Raw genomic sequence first — 22,170 nt, forward strand, 5'->3', positions numbered from 1 at the left:
GTGTAGACATGCGGATAATCGGAAGATTGTTCGCCCCGGGTGGTCAGGGGCGCAGATCAACCCCGGCTTGCCGCTTTTGGCAGCAAGCTTCGGGAGGGGCTCCATGGCTGTCAAGGTTCTGATTCTCGAAGACAACCCGGTCGCCCGGGGCTTTTTGTGCCGTGTGGTGCGCGAAAGCTTCAGCGACATCAGCAGCATCGCCGAGGCTGGCGATCTCGAAGCCGCGCGCCGGCTGCTGGGCCACAGGGCAGGCGGTCGGGCGGCCGCCTGCGACGATCCCTACCAATTGATCATGGTCGATCTGGAGTTGCCCGACGGCAGCGGCCTGGAGTTGCTGACCGAGCTGGCCAACTACCCGGCCACGCGCATCGTGACCACGCTTTATTCCGACGACGAACATTTGTTTCCCGCCCTGCAATGCGGTGCCGATGGCTACCTGCTGAAAGAAGACCGCTTCGAGGTCCTGGTGGAAGAGTTGCAGAAAATCGTGCGCGGGCAGCCGCCCCTGTCGCCCGCCATTGCCCGCCGCCTGCTGACGCATTTCCGCACCGGCGATGGCTTGATGTCGGGCCATGCCCCGGCCGCCCCCGCGGCTGCGCCGGTCAGTGCCCCCGCCCCCTTGGCACCGCTGGACCACGAGCGCCTGACGCCGCGCGAAAGCGAAGTGCTCACTTACCTCAGCAAGGGGTTCACCATCAAGGAGATCGCGGCCTTGATGGGCATCAAATGGTTCACGGTCAACGACCACATCAAGTCCATCTACAAAAAACTGAACGTGTCCAGCCGTGCCGAAGCGGCGGTGCTGGCCAGCAAACAAGGCCTGGTCTGAGCGTCGCGCCATGTCGGCCATGGACACATCGCCGCCCCGCGCTGCGCCTGATTTGCTGATCGGAGGCTCCGGCTACATCCCCACGCTGGACGAGGTGCTGCAGGGTTCGCACGACCTGCCTCGCTGGATTGGCTGGCGTCTGCGCATGCTGGTGGGCGCGGTGCTGATGGGCTTCGTGCTGGTGCTGCTGGTGGGGCAATGGTTGTCCAGCCAGCCCCGGCTACCCGTCACCTTGCGCGCCACGGCGGAAGGCACGGTCCGCCTGCATTCGGTGGACAACCCCGCGATGCAACGCCTGGAAGGCCACATCCTGGAAGGCCTGCGTGGCGAAGTGGTGCAGCCCTACGGCAGCACCCAGGTCCTGGAAACACCCATCGAAATGCTGGCCCTGCAACGCTCGGGGCGCTGGATCAGCGACGCCGAGCAACGCCAGCACTTCGTGAACCTGCACTTGGGTGTTGCTCGATTGCTGGAGGCCTTGCCAGACAACAACAAGGTGGTGCAATTGCAATTGGTCAATGCGCCTGACGAGCCGGTGCTGATCACGCCGCGCGGCTGGTCAGGCTTGAGCCCCTTGTTCTGGTTGCTGTCGGCCCTGGCCCTGACGCTTTTCGCCGTGGGGGCGGTGGTGGTGCTGGCCGGGCCGCAATTGCGCAACCTGGCCTACCTGGCCTTGGCGCTGAGCCAGGCGGGCCAATTGATGTTCATCGCGGTCGAAACCAACCTGGACCTGTTCCTGCCAGAGTGGTTCATGACGCTGGACATGCGTGCGCGTGGCGGGTTGGACCTGGTCACGGCCGCGGCCATGATCCAGGTGGCCGTGCTGCACCCCCGCCGCCTGAAAGGTTGGCCTTATTTCATGGCCCTGGGCTGGGCTGCCGCCGCGGGCCTGGGCATCACGGCCATGAGCCTGGACCACCCCAACAGTTGGCTTTGGCTGCACACCGGTTGCACGGTCATGACGGGGGCCGCCATCATGCTGATGGGCGCCGCCTACCGCGCCTCGCCCCACCCGTTCACGCTGGTCTTGCAGCGCTTTTCAATCATCACGCTGGCGACCTGGGTGTTGCTGAGTGTGGCCGTGGCCAGGGGTGGCGCACGGCCCGACATGTTGCTCAACATCACCACCTTTGGCGTGATGACCTGGCACGTGTTCTTTGCCTCCGAACTGCTGCTGGCTCCTTACTTGTCGCGCTCCAAGCAGATCCTGCAGGAGTTCTCGCTGCTGGCCGCCTCCAGCACCGTGGCCGCTTCGCTGGACCTGTTGTTCGTGGCCGTGTTTTCGCTGGGCCAGTTCACGTCGATGACCTTGTCGCTGTTCCTGTCCTTTGGTGTGTACATGTCGGTGCGGCGCTGGCTGATGACCCGCCTGCCCGGGCGCGATCCCATCACCATGGAGCGGCTGTTCGAGCGGCTGTACCGCATGGCGCGCGAGCTGGAGCGCCGCCCGGCCAAGACCGATGACCTGCTGGCCCGACTGATGCGCGAGTTGTTTGACCCGCTGGAAGTGACCGTGGCGCGTGGCGAGGTGTTCGCTTCTGAATTGCGCGGCAATGGCTCGGTGATGCTGGTGCGCCTGCCCTCTTTGCGGCCCAACAGGGAAGCCCCATCAAAACACGCCCTGGTGCTGAAGCACTCGAACAAAGGCCGACGACTGTTCACCTCTGAAGACGCGCGCCTGGCCGACCGGATCATCGACCAGTTGCACCGGGTGCTGAGCTTTGACCAGGCCGTGGAGCAAGGCCGCAGCGAAGAGCGCGTGCGCATCGCGCAAGATTTGCACGACGACATCGGCGCCCGCCTGCTGACCCTGATGTACCAGGCGCCCAACGCCAACATCGAGGAATACATCCGCCACACCTTGCAGGATTTGAAGACGCTGACACGCGGACTGGCCGCGCAAAGCCATGGCCTGAGCGAAGCGGCTGGCGAATGGAAACGCGATCTGCACCAACGCCTGGGCTTTGCGCAATGCGAGCTGACCTGGCAGATGACGCAAGACTGCGACGTGACCTTGTCGATGGGCCAATGGTCAGCCCTGACCCGCATCCTGCGTGAGCTGGTCAACAACACCATCAGCCACGCGAAGGCATCGAAGGTGCAGGTGGTGCTGGTGCTGGCGAACGATCAGCTGTCGCTGACGGTGACCGACAACGGTTTGGGACGAGCCCCCGAAACCTGGTCGCACGGCCTGGGATTGGGTGGTGTGCGCAAGCGCGTCAAGCAACTGGGAGGCACGGTGCGCTGGAGCGAAGCCGAGCCCAAGGGCGTGTGCTGCGAGGTCGTGGTCGAGAACTTCTCGGCCAGCGCGGGGCCGACGGGCGACGGGCTTTGAGGTCGCGTTCAGTGCTTGGCTGACGCCACGGCTTTTTCTAGGTAGCGCGGGGCGCGGGCTGGGGCGGTCTCCGGCAGGGCTTCAGCCCTTTGTTCGCCCCGCCGGTGGCATGCCACAAACTGCCACCGTGCCACGCCACCAGCGGGGCGATCAGGGATGAGGCGGAGGCGGGCGGGGCGACTTCGGGGGCGGCGAGGCGCGCAGGCCATGGCGGGTTGCCCCTCGCGCAGCGAGGGGTCGGCGAGGACTGTCTGAGCTGGCCAACGGCCAGCGAGTTCCGCAGCCGCCCGTCGTGGCCGAGCACCGAGCGCAGTCCGCCGCAACGCGGTGGACCGCCACCATAGGAGCCCCGCCCGCCTCTGACTCATCCCCGCCTCGCGCTGCCCATACAAAGCACGCCACAGGTCAAACCCAAACCCTGCTCACCCTTCCCACTGCGGCGTGTTGCGCAAAATTTCGTCCAGCGTGGTCACCCCTTCAGACACCTTCATGACACCCGACAAGCGCAAGGGACGCAGCCCCTCTTGCGCCGCCGCCTGGCGCAGCTTGGCCATGTCCACCGAAGGATTCATGGCCGCACGCAAAGCCTCGGTGATGGGCAGCAGTTCGTACAGGCCCACGCGGCCCTTGAAGCCCGTCATGCGGCACTCCAGGCACCCCACAGGCTGAAAAGGACGCAAGGTACCGTTCATGCGCCAAGGCTTGATGGAGGCAGCCAAGGTCTCGGGCGCCAACGCCTCGTCGGGCTTCTTGCACGCGGGGCACAAAGTGCGCACCAGGCGCTGGGCCAGCACGCCGATCACGGTGGCGCTGATCAGGTAAGGCGCCACGCCAATGTCGGTCAGGCGCGTGATGGCCGAGACTGCGTCGTTGGTGTGCAGCGTCGAGAACACCAGGTGGCCGGTCAAGGCGGCCTGGATGGCCATCTCGGCGGTTTCCAGGTCGCGGATTTCGCCAACCATGATGATGTCCGGGTCCTGACGCATCAACGCGCGCAGGCCATCGGCAAAGTTCAGGTCGATGTTGGACTGCACCTGCGTCTGGTTGAAAGAAGCCTCGATCATTTCGATCGGGTCTTCAATGGTGCAGACGTTGACATCGTCGGTGGCAATGCGCTTGAGCGTGGAGTACAGCGTGGTCGTCTTGCCCGAGCCCGTGGGGCCGGTGACCAGGATGATCCCGTGCGGACGCGAGACAAGGCCTTCCCAGGTCGTTTGTTCGCTGGGCGCAAAGCCCAGGGCCTCCAGCGACTTGACGGTGTTGTCAGGATCAAAAATCCGCATCACCAGCTTTTCGCCAAAGGCGGTGGGCATGGTGGACAAACGCATTTCGATTTCGTCGCCCGCCGGGTTGCGGGTCTTGATGCGGCCGTCCAGCGGCCGGCGCTTTTCAACAACGTCCATGCGGCCCAGCAGCTTGATCCGCGCCGTCATGGCCTGCATCACCGACAGCGGCACTTGGTAGACCGTGTGCAGCACGCCGTCGATTCGGAAGCGGATGGCGCCCATCTCGCGGCGCGGTTCCAGGTGGATGTCGGAGGCGCGCTGGTCAAAAGCGTATTGCCACAGCCAGTCAACGACCTGGATGATGCCCTGGTCATTGGCGTCAAGTTGGCGGTTGGTCTTGCCCAGCTCGACCAACTGCTCGAAGTTGTGAGCCACGCTGTCGCCGGTCTTCTTGTTGGCGTCGCGGACCGATTTGGCCAGGGTGTAGAACTCGGTGCGGTAACGCTGCAGATCCAGCGGGCTGGACACGACCAGGCGCACGTTCTTCTTGGTGTGCGACAGGATCTCGTCCACCCAGGCCACGTCCAGCGGCTCGCTGGTGGCGATGGTGATTTCGTTCAGCCCCACCTGCACCGGCAGGCACTTGCGCCGCTCGGCATAGTTGATGGACATGACCTCAGACACGCGGGCCACGTCCACTTTCAAGGGATCGATGCGCAGGTAGCCCAGGCCCAGGTGCTTGGCCAGCCATTCGGTCAGGGCTTCCAGTTCCAGCACATGGTCGTTGTCGGCGCGCTTCAAGCCCATGGTGCCCAGGCGCACCAGCGGGTGCTGGGCACTGGTGCCCGCCGCAAAACGCTGGGCCACGCGCTCGCCTTCCTTGACGGTGATGATGCCGTCCTCGGTCAACCAGGCCAACAGCCATTTCCAGTCCAGCGGCCCCTTGTGCGTGAGGGAGCGCTTTTTGGCAGGCTTGGCAGGTGCAGACGGGCTTGACGTGGTCATGTCGTCGGTCGGGGGGTGAAAGTGGACAAAAGCTTGAGCCATTTTCCCGCTGGCAGCTCAAATCTGTTTTGTAAAGTTTCGGCCCGTTCCGCCAGTATTTCTCGGCTTGGCAGGTCGAAGCCCTTCCAGGCCAGGACAACGGTATTGCCTTCGCGGGTGGGTTTGAGCATGGCAGTTCGGCCAGGGCCGAAGGCGGCGGCGATGCGGGCCGAGCTGACCGCAAAGCTGGCGTCGCGGCCAAACAGGTTCACGCTCATCACGCCGCCATCGTCCAGCAGGCGCCAGCAATCGCGGTAAAAGGCCTCGTCGTCCAGCACAGGGCTGGCCGCTTCCTGGTCGTACAGGTCAACGCACAGGGCATCGGCGCTGGCGGCGTGGTCGGCGTTGGCCACGTACTTGGCGGCGTCAAGCTGCACCACTTTGAGGCGCTCGTCGTTGTCCGGCAGGTTGAACCAGTTGCGGCACACACCGATCACGGTCGGGTTGATCTCGACCGCCGTGGTGCTGGCCACTCTCAAAACGGCGTGGCAATGTTTGGTGATGGCCGCCGCGCCCAGGCCCAGTTGCACGCAGCGCGTGTCAGGCAAGGCGGACAGCTCGCGCAAAAGCAACCAGGACATCATGCGCTGGATGTACTCCAGCTCAAGTTTGAGCGGTTTGCTGACGCGCATGGCGCCCTGGATCCAGGGCGTATCCAGGTGAAGGCACCTCACACCACGGGATTCCGACAGCGTGGCTTCTGGCAATTTAAGTTTGCGCTTCACAGGTCGATAAGTAGAAACAGTCAAGAGCGTGGCCATCAGTGTCGCACGGGGTGCAAAGCCACCTAGGGAGACCGCGAATACCAAGGCCACCGGGTAAACAAGTTTGACTGCGTCCACTTTTGTCATAAGGGATCACTCATGCAACTGACATCGACACTGGGCCGAAGCATCTCGGCACTGGTGCTGGCCATTGGCGCCAACACCTTGGCCCTGGCGGCCGACCCCATCCTCCACACTGACCAGGGCCAAGCAAGGGGGATCGCCAGCAGTGGCGTCTCACGCTTTCTGGGGCTGCCTTTTGCGGCGCCCCCAGTGGGCGATCTGCGCTGGAAGGCGCCGCAGCTACCAGCGGCCTGGTCCGGCGTGCGCGATGCCACGCAGTTCGCCAACGTCTGCCCGCAAGAGCCCAGTGCTTTTTCAGGGCGCTCCGAAACGGAGGACTGCCTCTACCTGAATGTTTACCGGCCTGACAACAGCACTGGTCAGCCCCTGCCCGTGATGGTGTGGCTCCATGGTGGCGGCTACGTGCTGGGCGCGGGCTCTCACTATGATGGCGCCCCGTTGGCGCGCCAGGCCAATGCGGTGGTCGTGACGGTGAACTACCGCCTGGGCGTGTTCGGCTTCATGGCCCTGCCCGGCTTGCAAGCAGAAAACGCCGCCGCCAACTACGGCATCCAGGACCAGCAAGCCGCCTTGCGCTGGGTCAAGCAGCACGCCAGTCGGCTGGGCGGCGATCCGAGTCGCATCACCCTCTTTGGGCAATCTGCGGGAGGCAACAGCGCGTGCCTGCACCTGCTGTCGCCAGGGTCTGCAGGCCTGTTCAACGGGGCCATCTCGCAAAGCGGCCCTTGCGTGTTGCTGCGCAACGTGCCGCTGGCAGAGATCCATGACCAGTCCGAGGTGCTGTCCCAAAGCCTGGGCTGCCCCAGCGGCCCCCATCAACTGGCCTGCATGCGCCAGCAAAGCACGGTGGCCTTGATGAACGCCACGCCGCCCAACCTGGACATCATCTACAGCAAGCCGCCTTGGGTGCCCGCCATCGACAGGGTGGTGCTGCCGGAGGCGGCGGACAAGCTGCTTCAAAGCGGGCGCATCAACAAGGTGCCCGTGATGTTTGGCGGCACCCACGACGAGGGCCGCCTGTTCGTGGCGCTGACCTTCCACCTGGGGCAGCAACGGGGCGTGACGGCCGCGGACCACAGCCTGGCCATGCGCGGCATGGTGGGGCCCACCTTGGCCCCTTTGTTCACGGACGTGCTGTACTCGCCCGCCCGGTACGGATCGCTCGACAAGGCCCTGGCCGCCGCAGTGACCGACAACTTCTACGCCTGCAGTTCACAAAGCGACGTTCGGACTTTGTCTGGCTTCACCAAAGCCTACGCCTTCGAGTTCAACGACCCGAACGCACCCGGTGCCGCGCCCGACCCTTACTTCGCGTGGAACGCCTACCACTCGGCCGAGCTGGCCTACATCTTCCAAGGCGAAACGCCCTCACCGGTGTTCACCACTGCGCAGCAAACCCTGGCCGACCAGATGGTGAAGTACTGGGCCAATTTCGCGGCCAAGGGTGATCCCAACGGCCCGGGCCTGCCGCGCTGGAGCCGCTTCAACAGGCTCAGCGCACCGGTTCAGGACCTGGCACCCGGCGCCGTCACGACCACGCGCTTTGGGCAGTTCGAGCGCGATCACCAATGCGGTGTGTGGGCCACCGTGCATGCCTTGAGGAAACTGAACGCGCTATAAATCGGGTGATGAGCGTTTCATCACCCCCCGCCCTGCCCACCCTGCAGGGCCTGCCCCCAGTCATCGCGGCCAACACCCGGCTCGTGGTGCTGGGGAGCTTTCCCAGCGTGGCCTCACTGGCCCACCAGCAGTACTACGCCCACCCGCGCAATCAGTTCTGGCCCATTCTCTCCCGCCTTTGGGGGCTGACGGGTGCCAACGACCTGCGCCATCAACCCTATGAACGCCGGTTGGATGCGGCACGGGCCCATGGCCTGGGCATTTGGGATGTCTACGCCCATTGCCAGCGGCAAGGCAGCCTGGACAGCGCCATCGAGCAGGCGCAGCTCAATGAACTGCACCTCTTGCGTGAATGGGCCCCGGGCTTGCAGGGCATCGCGCACAACGGTGGCGAATCTGCCAGGCACATGCGCATCAGCCAGGCTTTGGGGCTCCCGGTCGTCAAGCTGCCATCGACCAGCCCGGCCAATGCATCCTGGTCGTTCGAGCGCAAGCTGGCGGCCTGGCGCGAGGTGTTTGAAGCGTTCGGCCTCCTCAAGGATTCAGCCCCGTGACCTCACCCAGCCCGAACGACCCCAGCGACCTGCACCATCTGGTCCAGCAGTTCCCGCAACCAGGTCGGCTGGAAAGCATCATCCTGCGGCCCGAGCGGCGCGCGCCCACGGTGCACGTTGACAGCGTTCAGGTGCTGATGAACCGAGGTCTGGAGGGCGACCGCGCCTCGGCGCGCAAACCATCGGCCGCTGGCGGTGGTGGCAAACGCCAGGTCACCTTGATCCAGGCCGAGCACCTCCCGGTGATCGCCGCCTTCATGCGCATGGCCCAAGTTGACCCCGCACTGCTCAGGCGCAACCTGGTGGTCTCGGGCCTGAACCTGCTGGCCGCCCGTGCACTGTTCAAGAACGAGCCTATGGTGCTGTGCATCGGCCACGAGGTCGTGCTGGAAATCACCGGCCCGTGCGAGCCTTGCTCGCGGATGGAGGCATTGCTCGGCCCCGGTGGCTACAACGCGATGCGGGGGCATGGCGGCATGAACGCGCGCGTGATCGCTGAAGGGGTGATGCGTGTAGGGGATTTCATCACCTGCCGCGCCCAACATGGCAGGATTTGAGTCCACCAGTTCAACCCCGGGGAGGGGACCATGCCTTACGCAGCACAGATCGTGAAGTACCTGGATGGTGACCTTGAGACCACGGCCAAGCACATTGCCAACAAGCCCGGCAACACCACGGCATCGTGGGGGCCCTACTCGGGCAGCAGCACGCAATCTCCGGGCGGCGCCCTGAGCGGCGTGGGGGCAGATTTCCGCCTGGTCATCGTGGGCCATGGCGACCCGCAATCCACCTCCATCGGCAACAACAACCTGAGCGCCAAGAAGCTGGCTGAAGTGGTCAGCATCTGGCTGGGCGGCACGAAAATCAAACGGATCAGCCTGCACATGTGCTACGGCGGAGGCAACCGCGGCAGCGCCACTGGCGCCGACGTCGAGCAATTCACCGTGAGGCCCCAGAACTCCTTCGCCGCCAAATTCGCCAGCTATTGCGGGCAACTCACCCAGGATGTGACCGCGCGCACCGACTCCGTGGCGGGCACCTTCACCGAAAATGAAAGCGGTTGCACCACCAGCTTCAAACGGACCGTTGGCGACAGACACAAAGCCCAGGGCGACAAGCTGGTGTTCACCACCAACCCTCAAAGCACGCTGAACGAACCCAAGGACGCGACCCGCCAATTCGTGTGGGTCGATGTGGATTGATGGGCCAAGCTCAAGCCTTGGTGATCCGCAGGCCCGCATCCACCAACAGCACCTCGCCCGTGGTCTTGGCCGCGCCTGCGCCCAGCCACCACGCGGCGTCGGCCACGTCCTCGGGGCTGAGCACGCTTTCCAGGGCCGCACGCGCCTTGTAGCCCTGCACCGACGCGGCATAGCGCGCCTCGCCCAAACCGTTTTGCAACCAAGGGGTTTCAACCAGCCCCGGGGCGACGGCATTGACCCGGATCTCCGGGCCCAAGGCACGTGCCAGGCCCACCGTCATCGCGTTCAACGCGCCCTTGGATGCCATGTAGGCGATGGACGAACCCACGCCCATCATGGAAGCCACCGACGAGATGTTGACGATGCCCGCGCCCGGGTTCTGCTTCAACAAAGGCGCCAGGGCCCGGATCATTTGATAGGCGCCAACCACGTTGACGCTGTAGATGCGGTGAAAGTCTTCCGCCTCCAGCCCATCCAGGTCTTTCAGGCCCACGAACTTGGTGGTGCCCGCGTTGTTAACCAGCACATCGGCCCGGCCAAAGCGGGCCTGGACCTCGGCGGCCAGGCGCACGCAGTCTTCATTGACCGCCACATCGGCCTTGACGACCAGCACCTCGGCGCCCAGCGCGCGGCATTCTGCCGCCACCGCTTCAGCCGGTGCCGGATCGCGCGAGAAATTGACGACCACGTCCCAGCCACGGCTGGCATACAAGCGCGCGGTGGACGCGCCAATGCCCGACGACGAACCGGTCACGACACAGACTTTTTTGCTCAAGGGGATCCCTCCTGAAGGCCGCCACGCGCGGCCAGCAGAAGATCTTATGCCAGGCGGTCAGCGGCCGGAAGTGGCCCGCCCAATGACCCGGAAAGCCAGGGCCAGGCGCACCTGCAGGGCATGGACCAGCCCCTGCAAGGAACCGCGCCGCGCCTGCTGCGACAGCGCCCGGGCCTTTTCGCCCCAGGTGTGCGAATTGGAGACCTCGATGCCCGTCATGGCCCCGGTCCATTCGCAACTCTGGACGGTGTGCCAATCGCGGCCCAGGCGCACCACGCCGTTCTGGTCCATCAGCACCACCATCGATCCCTCGATCAGGGGCCCCGTCAAGCGGGCAAAAGCCTGGGTGCGGATCAAGTCGCGGGCCTGCTCGTCCGACAAGCCTTTCAGCAAATCGCCCAGCAGGCGCGCCAACTCGGACGTGTCGCTGAAAGCGGGATTTTGGGGGGCCAGGTGGGCAATGCTGCCGTTGTGCATCAACATCAGGCCGGGCCTGACGGTGTAGGGGTGGGCCATCTCATGGTTCACCTCGCCATAGGTGGCCTTGCGCAGGTGAATGCAGGCCTCGACATGGGCCGGCAGGCGGCGGTTGTACTCAAGCAACTCTTCAAACGCCAGGCCGCGCGCCCAGACGACTTCGCCGTTCTGGACGAAGAAACCACCCCAGCCGTGGAAATTGCGTTCCCAGGCGTTCTTCAGGAAATCAGCGCAAATCGTGCGCCCGGCGGGCTTCTTGATGATGAGGCACATTGGTGTTCGAAAGGCAGGTCGGCCATGCTTCTACAACTATGGATCGAAATGGGTTGACCGACACCGTAAAGTACGCGACTTTTGGCGGCTTTACCAGAAAATTCAGGCAGAACCTCATGCCGCGAGCGCATCGCCAGCAGGGTTTGGCCAACTCTGGTACCTTCGCGTCCAACACGATTCAGGAGACCCGAGCGTGACCAGTTTTGATGAACGCTTGCGCACGCTCTCGCCCGAGCGATTGAAAGGCATCCGCCGAGGCATCGAGAAAGAAAGCCTGCGCGTGCACCCCGATGGCCACCTGGCCTTGACGCCCCACCCAGCCGCCCTGGGCTCGGCCCTGGCCAACCCCAGCATCACCACCGATTTCAGCGAATCGCAGATCGAACTGGTCACCGGCGCCCACCGCAGTGTGCAGGCGGCCATCGCGGAGCTGACGCAGATCCACCAGTTCGTCTACCGCTCACTGGCACAAGCTGGCGACGAGCAGTTGTGGGTCAGCAGCATGCCCAGCATCCTGCCCACCGACCAGGACATCCCCATTGGCCGCTATGGCACGTCGAACGTGGGCCAGGCCAAAAGCGTCTACCGCATCGGGCTGGCCAACCGTTATGGCCCGCGCATGCAGACCATCTCGGGCATCCACTACAACTGGTCGCTGCCCGGCATGTCCAACGAGGACTACTTCTCGCTGATCCGCAACTTTCGGCGCCAGTCCTTTTTGTTGTTGCTGCTGTTTGGTGCTTCACCCGCCGTCTGCCCCAGCTTTGTGGCGGGCCAGGCGCATGGCCTGGACACCTTGAGCGACCGCACGCTGTACCTGCCCTACGCCACCTCGCTGCGCATGGGTCGGCTGGGTTACCAGAGCGATGCGCAATCCTCGCTCTCGGTCAGCTACAACGGGCTGGAGGGCTACGGCACCTCGTTGCAGGACGCACTCACGCGCAGCTACCCGCCTTATCAAACCATCGGCATCCAGGGCCCGGAGGGCGACTACCGCCAGCTGTCCACCACCTTGCTGCAGATCGAGAACGAGTTCTACGGCACCATCCGGCCCAAGCGCGTGATCTTTCCGGGCGAGCGGCCGCTGCATGCGCTGCGCGAGCGCGGCGTCGAGTACGTGGAGGTGCGCTGCATGGACCTCAACCCCTTCCTGCCCGTCGGCATCGACGACAGCACGGCCCGGTTCCTGGACACCTTCCTGCTGCATTGCCTGCTGCTGGACAGTCCACCGGACACGCCTGCCGAAATCGCCGAACTGGCGCGCAACCAGCACCGCACCGCATCGCGCGGCCGCGAACCTGGCTTGATGCTGGAGCGCCAAGGGCAAGAGGTGGTGCTGACCGATTGGGCACGCGAGATCATCCATCAGTGTGAGCCCATCGCCCAGGCGCTGGACGCGGCTCAAGGCGGCACCAGCCACCTGCAAGCCTGGCAGTCGGCCCTGCACGCGCTGAACCACCCCGAGACGCTGCCCTCGGCCCGCGTGCTGGCCGCCTTGACGCAGCAGCATGACAAGGTCTACGTCGACTTTGTGCGCGAGCGCTCGGCGCAAACCCAAAAGACCTTGTTGGACGCCCCTTGGGATGCCGAGCAGCAAGCCCATTTCGAGCACATGGCGCGGGAGTCGATCCAGGAGCAAGCCCGCATCGAAGCGGCAGACACCATGCCCTTCGAGATCTACCGGCGCGAGTACCTGGCCACCAAACGCCTGGGCACCGCGCGGAAAGACTGACGCGTCTTCAGGTGGACGATGAGCCGCCACGCGCCGCAGCCGCGCGCAGCTTGTCTTTCTTGCTGGGCCGCTTGCCTTTGATGCCACCGTTGACATCGGCCACGGGCGCGGCCACTTCAACCGGCTCAAAGCCAGGGATTTGCTCGCGGGGCACACGCAGGCCCTGGCGCTTTTCAATCAACCTGAAATGCGCCTCGGCATCGGGCGTGATGAAACTGATGGCCACGCCACTTTGACCAGCCCGGCCGGTGCGGCCAATCCGGTGCGTGTAATCCACCGCCGAGCGCGGCAGATCGTAGTTCACCACCGCGGGCAAACGCGCCACGTCAATGCCACGCGCCGCCACATCGGTGGCCACGACCACCTGCAGCCGCGAAGCCTTGAAGTCGGACAAGACCTGGGTGCGCGCGCCCTGGCTGAGCTCGCCATGGAAGGCCTGTGCGTGGATGCCCGCCAAGCTCAGCTTGTGAGTCACCAGCTCGGTGGCGTACTTGGTGGCCACGAACACCAGCACCCGCGTCCAGCCCTGCTCTTTGATCAGGTGGCGCAGCAAGGGGGTGCGTTTGGCCGTGTCAACCTCGATGGCACGCTGCAGGATGTCGGGTTGTGTTTCAGGCTCGGCCTCGACTTCGATGCGGACCGGGTCGCGCAACAAATGATCGGCCAAGCCCTGAACCGCAGGCGGGAATGTCGCTGAGAAAAACAGGTTCTGACGCCGCGCAGGCAGCTCTTCCAGCACGCGCGCCAACTCGTCGGCAAAGCCCAGGTCCAGCAGGCGGTCGGCCTCGTCCAGCACCAGGGTCTGGACATCACCCAGCCTGAGCGCGTTGTGTTCGACCAGGTCCAGCAAGCGCCCGGGCGTGGCCACCACGATGTCGGCCCCGCCGCGCAAACCCATCATTTGCGGATTGATGGAAACGCCGCCGAACAGCACCGCGATCTTCAAAGGCTCGGGCAGGTACTGCGCCAGGTGGCGGAAGGTGTCGCCCACCTGGGCGGCCAACTCGCGGGTCGGCACCAGGATCAAGGCGTGAACGCGGCGGGGGCGGTCACGGCGTGTGTCCGCCAGGCGCTGCAGGATGGGCAGGGCAAACGCCGCCGTTTTGCCCGAGCCGGTTTGCGCGCAACCCAGCACATCCATCCCACGCAGCGCAGCGGGAATGGCTTGGGCCTGGATGGCCGTGGGCTCAAGGTAGGCCCGTTCGCTGGTGGCGCGAAGCAGGGCTGGGGACAAACCCAATGACTCGAATGACATGAATGGCGACGCCGATTGCAGGAATACGCCGAGGTTACCCGAGCAAGACGGGCTTGACCGCGTTTGACACCTCTTATGCCCGCCCCCCATTGTCTCGGGGTGGGACAACCCTCGGATTCAAGGGTTACCACCCGAGGCACGTTCATCGTTCCGCGAGACATTCATCACACGGATTACCCAATCAATAACGACCTAAGGAACCAGGCCATGACATCGATTTTCTCCATGCGTGCCGTTTGCACCGCCGTTGCAGTTGCTGGCGCCGCCATGATCGCCGCCCCCGCTGCCCAGGCCGCCACCACTGGCTCCAAGACCAAGTACCCCCTGGTGCTGGTGCACGGCTTCATCGGTTTTGACAACATCCTGGGCATCCAGTACTTCTACAACATCCCCAACAGCCTGCGCAAAGACGGCGCCACTGTCTACGTGGCCTCGGTGAACCCTTCGCAAACCACCGAATTCCGTGGCGAAGAGCTGGTGAGGCAGCTCCAGCAATGGGCCGCCGCTGACGGCGTCAAGAAGTTCAACCTGATTGGCCACAGCCACGGCGGCCCCACTGTTCGCTACGCAGCGGGCACGGTGCCTTCCATGGTCGCCAGCGTGACCACAGTCGCCGGCACCCACTTCGGCAGCAAGGTCGCTGACGACATCCTGGCCGGCACCACGCCTGACGGCACCTTCGACAAGGTCGCCACCGGTGGCTTGCAACTGATCGGCTGGCTGACCGGCAACGGCACCTACAAGCAAGCCGACCTGCTGACCGCCCTCGGCGCCCTGAGCGCCCCTGGTGCTGCAGCCTTCAACAGCAAGTTCCCCGCAGGTGCCCCCACCAGCGATTGCGGCCAAGGCCCTGAAGTGGCCAGCGTCAATGGCAACAGCATCCGTTGGTACTCGATCTCCGGCACCGCCGTCAAGACGAACGGCTGGGACATCTCCGACGCCATCCTGTCCTACACGGGTAACTACTTCAAGGGTGAGCCCAATGACGGTCTGGTCGGCCGCTGCTCCAGCCACTGGGGCAAGGTCATCAAGGACGACTACCACTGGAACCACCTGGACGAAATCAACCAAGTCCTGGGCACCATCGGCAAGGGTGATCCTGATCCTGTCGCCTTCTACAAGCAGCAAGCCAGCCGCCTGAAGGCCCTGGCCCTGTAAATTCCCCCGGATTCGCGCAGGGGGCCAATTTCAATCGAAGTTGGCCCTTTTTCAATTCAGCGGGGAATGCCTCATGCAAACACGCAAAGCTTGGGTCGCGGGCATGGCCGCGGCCGCAGTGGCCGGTGCGGCCTGGCTGCTTTGGCAGCCAGGCGCCGCGACGCCAGAAAACGGCTCACCGCCATCGCACGCCGAAGGTGAAAGCACCTGGCGAATCGCCGATGCGGGTCGCGCCTTTGGCCTGGGAACGGCCAAACCCGCACCGACAGCGCGCTCGCCCGAAGAGGTGCGCCGACGCTTGTTCAAGGAAGGCTCGTTCGCGGGCACCGAGGCTGCGGGCAGCTGGTGTGTGGCCGATCAAAAGCTCAAACCTTGTGGCGAGCTGCGCAGCCGTTTCGAGTACTACGTGCTGGGCCTGGGCGAGGTCACCATCGAAGAAATTCGCGGCCTGATCCAGGACGAAGCCCAGCGTGCGAATGGTGCCCAGCTGGCCGGCGAGATCATGGCCGTCTGGGACAAGTACTGGCAGGTTCGCACTCACGACTGGCGCAACAAGTTCGTCCAGTCCGACCGCGCCACCTGGATGCCCGTGTTCGAAGAGCAGCGCTCCGTGCGGCGTCAGGTGCTGGGTGCACCCTGGGCAGAGGCCTTCTTCAAGGAAGACGAGAAGCACTTCTCGGACTACTACGCCCAGTTGGAATCAGGGCAAGCACCACCGCCCGATCCGGGTGAGCCCGTGCCCCAGATGGCGCCTGGCAAGGATCCTGCGGCCGTGCGCGCTGAACGCGTGGCCCGCTATGGCGAGGCCGCGGCCGATCGGCTGGCCAGGGCCGACGAGGAATGGGCGCAATGGGAGTTGCGCCTGAGTGGCGCCCAGCGCGAATGGGAGCGTTTGCAAAAAGCGGCCAACCTGTCGGACGCACAACGCAAGGCCGAGATCGTCAGCTATGTGAAGTCCAACTTCGCACCCGACGAGCAAATGCGCGTGCAGGCCCTGCTGCGCATCTGAGCCTCATGCCCCTCGCCATCAAGGCCGACGCGGACGACCCCGCGTCTGCCAAAGCGGCTTCTTGCCCTTGAGGTGGCGTTCAATGCCATCGTTGAGGCGGCCGCGCAAATCCACCACACGGTCCAGGTGGCCGTAGACGTTGGGAAAGCGCAGGTCCAGCCACAGCCACAGGGTGCAAGAGCGCAGGGCTTGCTCCATGCGCTCCAGGCGGCTGTGCTCGTCCACGTCCTCCAGGAACCAGGGGCTGCCCGCCTCGCCGGTGAGCGCGTGGTAATGCGTCCAGTTCAGGAACTCCTGCACCTGGGATTCAGTGCGGGTGTCCACCGGCGCCTGGGCATAGATGAAGCGCTCGCGCAATGACAGCTTGCCGGCGCTGCCATCCAGCTGGGCGGCCAGGTCCAGCATCTGTTCCAGCTCGGCCACGGCGAAGTGGGCGTCATCCAGCTCCAGTTGCTCCATGAAAATGCCCAGCACGTCGCGCAGGCGGTCTTTCTTCAGGCGCGTGGCGATGGTCTCCACGTGCCACCAGTTGGGGGCCACGGGGGCCTTGAAATCAATCGGTGCCTTGGGTTGCTTGGGCAGCAGCTCGCGCAGCATGCGCAAGGCCGTGGGTTCGGCCTCCTTGAGCACGCCGACAAAACCTTCGTCGTGCATGCCAAAGCGCCCCGCCCGCCCGGCGATCTGGTGCACCTCGGACACGGTGAGTGGCCGGTCGGTCTGGCCGTCGTACTTGACCATGGTGCTGAACAGCACACGCCGGATCGGCAGGTTCAGGCCCATGCCGATGGCATCGGTGGCCACCAGCACATGCGATTCACCCTGCGCGAAGCGCTCGGCTTCGCGGCGGCGCACTTCGGGCGGCAAGGCGCCGTAGATCACCGACACGGTCTTGCCATTGGCGGCGATCTGGTCGCGCAGCATCAACACTTCGCGGCGGCTGAAAGCCACCACGGCGTCGCCCTTTTTCAGCGCGTTGATGGACAGGGGCGCAGGCAGCAGTTGCACATGCTGTTTGCGCTCGAAGTGCTTGACCTCGCAGTCCTCGCCGCACAGGCGCAGCAGGTTCTGGATGGCGGGCACGGCGTAGGCCGAACAGATGATGATGACTTCATCGGCGGGCACGGCCACGATGGCCTGGGTCCAGGCCCAGCCACGGAAGGCGTCGAAGATCATCTGAGCTTCGTCGATGACGGCGACTTCAATGGGCTCGTTGGTGCCCACCATTTCGATGGTGCTGGACACCACGGCGGCGCCTTCGGCCGGCACGCTTTCTTCACCGGTCAGCAGCGAGCAGGCCACGCCACGCCCTTGCAGTCGATCGCGGCCTTCCAGGGCCAGCAAACGCAAAGGCGCCAGGTAAGCACCCTTGCTGGCTTTGGCCAGGCGCTCGAAGGCCGCGTGGGTCTTGCCGCTGTTGGGTGGCCCCACGTACAGGGTCACCTTGCGCTGCAGCTGACGGGCTTTCTGGAAGGTGTCGGGGTAGCCATCGAAGGCCAGTTGGTCGTTCAGGTCGTCCAGGGTGTCGAGTTCGGCCTCGTGGTGCTCCCAGCGCTCCAGGGCGCGGGTGCAGGCGGCCTTCAGGTGGTCGAATGACTGAGGCGTGCCGCACTCGGCTTGCAGGCGTGGCAGCAGCGAGGCCATCTGGCGCGGGTTGCTCACCTTGGCACGGGCTAGCAGGGCTTGCAGGTGGGCCAGCAGTTCGTCGGCATGCGCGTAGGCCGGGGGCGTGCCCAGGCGCTTGATCAGGGCTGGCTTGTCGCCGGTTCGGTAAAAGTCCCAGACCGGCTCGGCATCGATGGGCACCTTGAAGGACACCACCACCTTCCAACCTTGATCAGGCACCGGCAAGGTCTGGCTGATCAGTCGGTCCCAATCCTGGCCGCGCCGAAACAACCCGAGCGACTCCAGCGCCGTGCCCCGGTCCTGCATGAGGGTGCGCACTTCGCGGCCGCCACCGATGGCGTCCAGGTGCCGCAGGGCGAGGTCCATCAACTCGGGCGCGATCCAGCGGCTGGGCCGCGCACCGGCCACGGCTTTTTGCAGCAGGATCAGGCCCCGGCCATCCAGGTAGCCCTCGAAATCAGGCGTGTTCTCAGGGATGAAATCGGCCGGCTTGACCACCTGGGGCAAGTTGTAGGCGGCCTGCCGGATGCGGCCAATTTGTTCGGCGTTCAGGTGCGGGGGCACACGGCTCGCGTGGCGGGGAATGGGCAGGCTGCGGGGATCGGGCGAGGTGACGGACATGGAGGCGGTGCGTGTCCCCGGTCAAGGGGAAAAGAGGGTGGCAAGGTCGCCAGGAGAAGCGGGTATTGTCCGCTCAGGCGCGAAACAGCGGTTTCAGGCGCGGCAAGGCCTGGAGGGCGTTGGCCGTGGTGAGGTCGCGGGTCTGGTCCAGCGACCAGCCGCGCAGGGCGGCCAGGGTCTGCGCGATGCGGGGTAATTCGGCCGGTTCGTTGCGGCTGGTGACGCCTTTGGCCCGGTCTTGTTCGAGCACGTACAGCCAGTGGGGCGGGATGTCGGGCGCGTCGGTTTCCAGCACGATGGCATCAGCGGGCAGGTCGGCGGCCAGGCGCCGGATTTGCAGAGCGCGGTCAAAGGTCATGGCACCGCCGAAGCCCAGCTTGAAGCCCAGGTCGATGAAGGCCTGCGCTTGTTGAGCGCTGCCGTTGAAGGCGTGCGCGATGCCGCCTTGTATCGCCTTGCCTTGTTGCTTCAGGCGCCGCAGGTGCTTGAGCAGGCCGTCGGCGCTGCGGCGCACGTGCACGATCACGGGCAGTTCAAACTCGACGGCCAGCGCCAGTTGCGCGGCATAGACGCGGTCCTGCAAGGCGTTGCTGGCCGGGTCTTTCAGGCTTTCGACGAAGTGGTCCAGGCCGATCTCGCCGATGGCCACCAGGCGCGGGTCGGCGTGGTGCTGTTGCAGGGCGGCGCGCAATTGGTCGATGGCATCATCACCGGCTTGTCTGGCGAACAAGGGGTGGATGCCGAGGGCGTAGGTGCCCTGGCATTGCAAGGCGGCCTGGCGGGCAGTTTCGAAGGTGGAGGGCATGACGGCCGGGACCACGATCATCCCCACGCCCGCTTGAGATGCACGCTCGATCACGGCTTGTCGGTCGCGGTCGAACTCGGGGGCATCAAGGTGGCAATGGGTGTCGATCCACATGGCTTGGCTAGTGCGTCTTCGCAGGCTCCATCTTCAAGGCACCCTCCTTGAACGCCCGCGAGGCCGTCTGGTAATAGGCAATCGCCTCGTTCATCAGGCGCTCATTGACCTCGGTCGGCGTGGTCGCCAAGGTGATGGGATCCACCTTGTACGCCAGCACTTTGCGCTTGGGCATCAACACCGTCAACACGTCGTCGCGCAGATAGCCCAGCTCCTGGTAGTTGCTGATGAAAGCCCGGTTCGGGTTCTCGTCGGTCTCGAAAAACGGCCGCCCGAAGAAGTGGTCATCACCGCTGTAGCCCATCATCTCCACGATCGTGGGAGCCAGGTCGAGCTGGCTCACGGTTGACTTGTAAACACTCGGCTCGACCATGTCGGGCGCATAAAAAATCAGCGGGATGTGGTACCCCGCGACGGGCAGTTTGCTCTTGCCCGCCACCGAAGCACAGTGGTCGGCGATGATGATGAACAGCGTGTCCTTGAACCAGGGCTGGCTGCGTGCATCGTCGATGAACTTGCCGATGGCGTAGTCGGTGTACTTGACCGCGCCATCTCGGCCACCGGGCGACTTGATGTCGATGCGGCCATCCGGGTAGGTGTAGGGCCGGTGGTTGGACGTGGTCATGATGTGGGCGAAGAAGGGCTTGCCACTGGCCGATTCGGCCGTCAAGGTCTTGGCCGCATGGCCGAAGAGCACTTCGTCGGCCACGCCCCAGACGTTCTCGAACACCACGGAGGCCTTGGGGATGTCGGTGCGGTCGACCACCTTGTAGCCGTTGGCATCGAAATAGGCGTTCATGTTGTCAAAGTAGCCATAGCCGCCGTAGAAGAAGAACGAGTTCACGCCTTGCGGCTTGAGGATCTCGCCCAGGGTGGCCAGGTGTTCGTTGTTGGGTCGGCGCACGATGGCTTGGCCCGGCACGGGTGGCGTGCCCAGTGACAAAGACTCCAGGCCCCGCACGGTGCGGGTGCCGGTGGCGTACACGTGCTCGAACATCATGCCCTCGCGCGCCAAGGCATCCAACCGGGGCATGAGGTGCTTGGTCGATCCGTAGGTGTCCATGAACTCGGCCGACAGGCTTTCGACCGAGATCAGCACCACGTTCTTGGGCCGACGCTTGAAGGGCAAGGGATCGTCGGCCGGGTCTTCTCCCGCTGGCGGGTGAATGGCCTCGCTCAAAGGTTGGCGCTCCACGTCCATGGCCTTCAGGATGGCATCGGCCTGGTCTTGCGGCATGGTGCGGTAGAACTTGTCGTAGTCCAGCTCATTGCGGCGCATGGCCGCGGCCAGCGTGAACAGGCCGTTGCCCGACAACTCGTCGGCATACGCATTGCCCAAACCTTGCATCTGGTCAACATTGGTCAGCAGCAAGCTGGCGGCAGGCAACGCAACGGCGGCCACCCACAGCACCGCGCGCTGCCGCCACGACAGCGTCTGCTCGTTGACAAGCCTCAAGGGCCGACGCAGGAACAGCGTCAACAGTGCCGACAGCGCCGCCAGGCCCAGCACGATCGCGGGGATGGGGTAGGACTGGCGGATGTTGCCAATCACCTCCTGGGTGTAGATCAGGTAATCCACCGCGATGAAGTTGAAGCGCGTGGAAAACTCGATCCAGAACGTCACCTCGGAGGCCGCCCCGAACAGCATCAGCAGCAGGGCAAACCACAACCACACGGTGCGCAACACCCGGTGCCAGGCCTGATGGCGCCAGCGGTTTGGCAGCATCGCTTCATAGGCGAAGACGGGCGCCGCGGCGATGGCGGCCACGGCCAGGTCGAACATCAGGCCCTTGGCAAAGATGCCGGGCCACAGCGTCAAGGGTACAGAGGCCGTGCCCACCAACAAAGCCAGGCCCAAGCGCAGCGCCGTGAACACCCCCACCCAGACCAGCATGACGAGCAAAGGCAATCTGGCAGGCGCCAGCATGGAAGGCCTGGAGTGAAGCATGTGCGAAATTCTTTGAGAGGAGTGTCGTGTGATTTCAGGCCGCCAGACGGCCCTGCACCAGGCGCAAATAGCGGTCGCAGCGGTGCGCCAGGCTGTCGTCGTGGGTGACCATGACGAAGGCCGTGCCTTGTTCTTTGGCCACTTGCAGCATGAGATCGAAAACGCCATCGGCGGTGCCGCGATCCAAGTTGCCGGTCGGCTCATCAGCCAGCACGCAAGCGGGCTGGCTGACCAGCGCCCGGGCCACGGCCACGCGTTGGCGCTCACCACCCGACAACTCCGAAGGACGGTGCTCGGCGCGCGACGACAAGCCCACACGCGCCAACATGGCCATGGCCTGCTTGCGCGCCTCGGGCACCGACAGGCGCCGAATCAACAGCGGCATGGCCACGTTGTCCACGGCCGAGAACTCGGGCAGCAAGTGGTGGAACTGGTAGATGAAACCCAGGTGCTGGTTGCGCCAGCCGCCCTGCTCTGCCGCGTTGAGCTGCGAGAAATCGCGGCCCATCAGTTGCACACGCCCTGAGGTGGGTGCTTCCAACCCGCCCAGCAAATGCAGCAGCGTGCTCTTGCCCGACCCCGAAGCGCCCACGATGGACAGGATCTCGCCGCGCGAGATGGTCAGGTCCACGCCTTGCAGCACGGTCACGTCCAGCGGGCCTTCGGTGAAGCGTTTGGTCAGGCCCTGCGCGTGCAGGATCAAGTCTGGCGACAACATGGGC

18 protein-coding genes are annotated in these 22,170 nt (G+C 64.6%); 9 read left to right on the forward strand and 9 right to left on the reverse strand.

The window, feature by feature from the left end; all coding sequences use genetic code 11:
• Nucleotides 1-103 precede the first annotated feature (103 nt).
• Both Q7V20_RS09290 and Q7V20_RS09295 read left to right on the forward strand, forming a co-directional pair.
• Nucleotides 104-829: a response regulator transcription factor gene (locus Q7V20_RS09290; protein WP_304789643.1), complete on the forward strand. Its 726-nt coding sequence runs from the start codon at nucleotides 104-106 to the stop codon at nucleotides 827-829.
• 10 nt (nucleotides 830-839) lie between these two features.
• Nucleotides 840-3,164: a sensor histidine kinase gene (locus tag Q7V20_RS09295; RefSeq protein ID WP_304789646.1), complete on the forward strand. Its 2,325-nt coding sequence runs from the start codon at nucleotides 840-842 to the stop codon at nucleotides 3,162-3,164.
• A gap of 422 nt (nucleotides 3,165-3,586) precedes the next feature.
• Here the strand turns inward: Q7V20_RS09295 and Q7V20_RS09300 are convergent, their stop codons facing one another.
• A complete protein-coding gene (locus Q7V20_RS09300; protein ID WP_304789649.1) occupies nucleotides 3,587-5,395 on the reverse strand; it encodes a GspE/PulE family protein in 1,809 nt (602 codons plus the stop codon).
• Entirely contained in the window at nucleotides 5,392-6,066 is a 675-nt protein-coding gene (locus Q7V20_RS09305; RefSeq protein ID WP_304789652.1) for a spermidine synthase, read from the reverse strand. The genes Q7V20_RS09300 and Q7V20_RS09305 overlap by 4 nt, the downstream gene beginning before the upstream one ends.
• 231 nt (nucleotides 6,067-6,297) lie before the next feature.
• Here Q7V20_RS09305 and Q7V20_RS09310 point away from each other — a divergent pair, with 231 nt between their 5' ends.
• The 4 genes from Q7V20_RS09310 to Q7V20_RS09325 are packed head-to-tail and all read left to right on the forward strand — an operon-like array spanning nucleotide 6,298 to nucleotide 9,658.
• On the forward strand, nucleotides 6,298-7,902 hold the full coding sequence (locus tag Q7V20_RS09310) for a carboxylesterase/lipase family protein (protein ID WP_304789655.1): 1,605 nt from the start codon (nucleotides 6,298-6,300) through the stop codon (nucleotides 7,900-7,902).
• Between the two features lie 8 nt (nucleotides 7,903-7,910).
• The gene (locus Q7V20_RS09315; protein ID WP_304789657.1) at nucleotides 7,911-8,456 is read left to right on the forward strand and encodes a DNA-deoxyinosine glycosylase; all 546 of its coding nucleotides are present in this window, start codon (nucleotides 7,911-7,913) and stop codon (nucleotides 8,454-8,456) included.
• Complete coding sequence (locus Q7V20_RS09320; RefSeq protein WP_304789660.1) at nucleotides 8,453-9,013, forward strand: MOSC domain-containing protein; 561 nt, start codon at nucleotides 8,453-8,455, stop codon at nucleotides 9,011-9,013. The genes Q7V20_RS09315 and Q7V20_RS09320 overlap by 4 nt, the downstream gene beginning before the upstream one ends.
• Before the next feature lie 30 nt (nucleotides 9,014-9,043).
• Nucleotides 9,044-9,658: a hypothetical protein gene (locus Q7V20_RS09325; RefSeq protein WP_304789663.1), complete on the forward strand. Its 615-nt coding sequence runs from the start codon at nucleotides 9,044-9,046 to the stop codon at nucleotides 9,656-9,658.
• A 10-nt stretch (nucleotides 9,659-9,668) separates the two neighbouring features.
• Here Q7V20_RS09325 and Q7V20_RS09330 read toward each other — a convergent pair whose 3' ends face one another.
• Nucleotides 9,669-10,433: an SDR family NAD(P)-dependent oxidoreductase gene (locus Q7V20_RS09330; RefSeq protein WP_304789666.1), complete on the reverse strand. Its 765-nt coding sequence runs from the start codon at nucleotides 10,431-10,433 to the stop codon at nucleotides 9,669-9,671.
• A gap of 57 nt (nucleotides 10,434-10,490) precedes the next feature.
• Nucleotides 10,491-11,183 carry a hypothetical protein gene (locus tag Q7V20_RS09335; protein WP_304789669.1) on the reverse strand — a complete coding sequence of 231 codons (693 nt, stop codon included), beginning with the start codon at nucleotides 11,181-11,183 and terminating at the stop codon, nucleotides 10,491-10,493.
• A 193-nt stretch (nucleotides 11,184-11,376) separates the two neighbouring features.
• On the opposite strand from Q7V20_RS09335, the gene gshA reads away from it, so the two are divergent.
• On the forward strand, nucleotides 11,377-12,915 hold the full coding sequence (gshA, locus tag Q7V20_RS09340) for a glutamate--cysteine ligase (protein ID WP_304789671.1): 1,539 nt from the start codon (nucleotides 11,377-11,379) through the stop codon (nucleotides 12,913-12,915).
• A 7-nt stretch (nucleotides 12,916-12,922) separates the two neighbouring features.
• On the opposite strand, the gene Q7V20_RS09345 is transcribed toward gshA, so the two are convergent.
• Nucleotides 12,923-14,170: a DEAD/DEAH box helicase gene (locus Q7V20_RS09345; protein ID WP_304789674.1), complete on the reverse strand. Its 1,248-nt coding sequence runs from the start codon at nucleotides 14,168-14,170 to the stop codon at nucleotides 12,923-12,925.
• 207 nt (nucleotides 14,171-14,377) lie between these two features.
• Between Q7V20_RS09345 and Q7V20_RS09350 the strand changes: the two genes are divergently transcribed.
• Nucleotides 14,378-15,328: a triacylglycerol lipase gene (locus tag Q7V20_RS09350; RefSeq protein ID WP_304789677.1), complete on the forward strand. Its 951-nt coding sequence runs from the start codon at nucleotides 14,378-14,380 to the stop codon at nucleotides 15,326-15,328.
• 73 nt (nucleotides 15,329-15,401) lie between these two features.
• Nucleotides 15,402-16,337: a lipase secretion chaperone gene (locus tag Q7V20_RS09355; protein WP_304789680.1), complete on the forward strand. Its 936-nt coding sequence runs from the start codon at nucleotides 15,402-15,404 to the stop codon at nucleotides 16,335-16,337.
• Nucleotides 16,338-16,355: 18 nt separating this feature from the next.
• Here Q7V20_RS09355 and Q7V20_RS09360 read toward each other — a convergent pair whose 3' ends face one another.
• The 4 genes from Q7V20_RS09360 to lolD form a co-directional block, all read right to left on the reverse strand.
• A complete protein-coding gene (locus Q7V20_RS09360; RefSeq protein ID WP_304789690.1) occupies nucleotides 16,356-18,581 on the reverse strand; it encodes a helicase-related protein in 2,226 nt (741 codons plus the stop codon).
• A gap of 73 nt (nucleotides 18,582-18,654) precedes the next feature.
• Entirely contained in the window at nucleotides 18,655-19,500 is an 846-nt protein-coding gene (locus tag Q7V20_RS09365) for a TatD family hydrolase (protein ID WP_304789693.1), read from the reverse strand.
• 7 nt (nucleotides 19,501-19,507) lie between these two features.
• Nucleotides 19,508-21,448 (reverse strand): LTA synthase family protein, encoded by a 1,941-nt coding sequence (locus Q7V20_RS09370; RefSeq protein ID WP_304789698.1) that lies wholly within the window; start codon nucleotides 21,446-21,448, stop codon nucleotides 19,508-19,510.
• 34 nt (nucleotides 21,449-21,482) lie between these two features.
• Nucleotides 21,483-22,166, reverse strand: coding sequence for a lipoprotein-releasing ABC transporter ATP-binding protein LolD (gene lolD, locus Q7V20_RS09375; protein WP_370652433.1), 684 nt, complete (start codon nucleotides 22,164-22,166; stop codon nucleotides 21,483-21,485).
• Between the last annotated feature and the right edge of the window lie 4 nt (nucleotides 22,167-22,170).

This window comes from Aquabacterium sp. (assembly GCF_030652515.1).
GTDB lineage: Bacteria > Pseudomonadota > Gammaproteobacteria > Burkholderiales > Burkholderiaceae_C > Aquabacterium.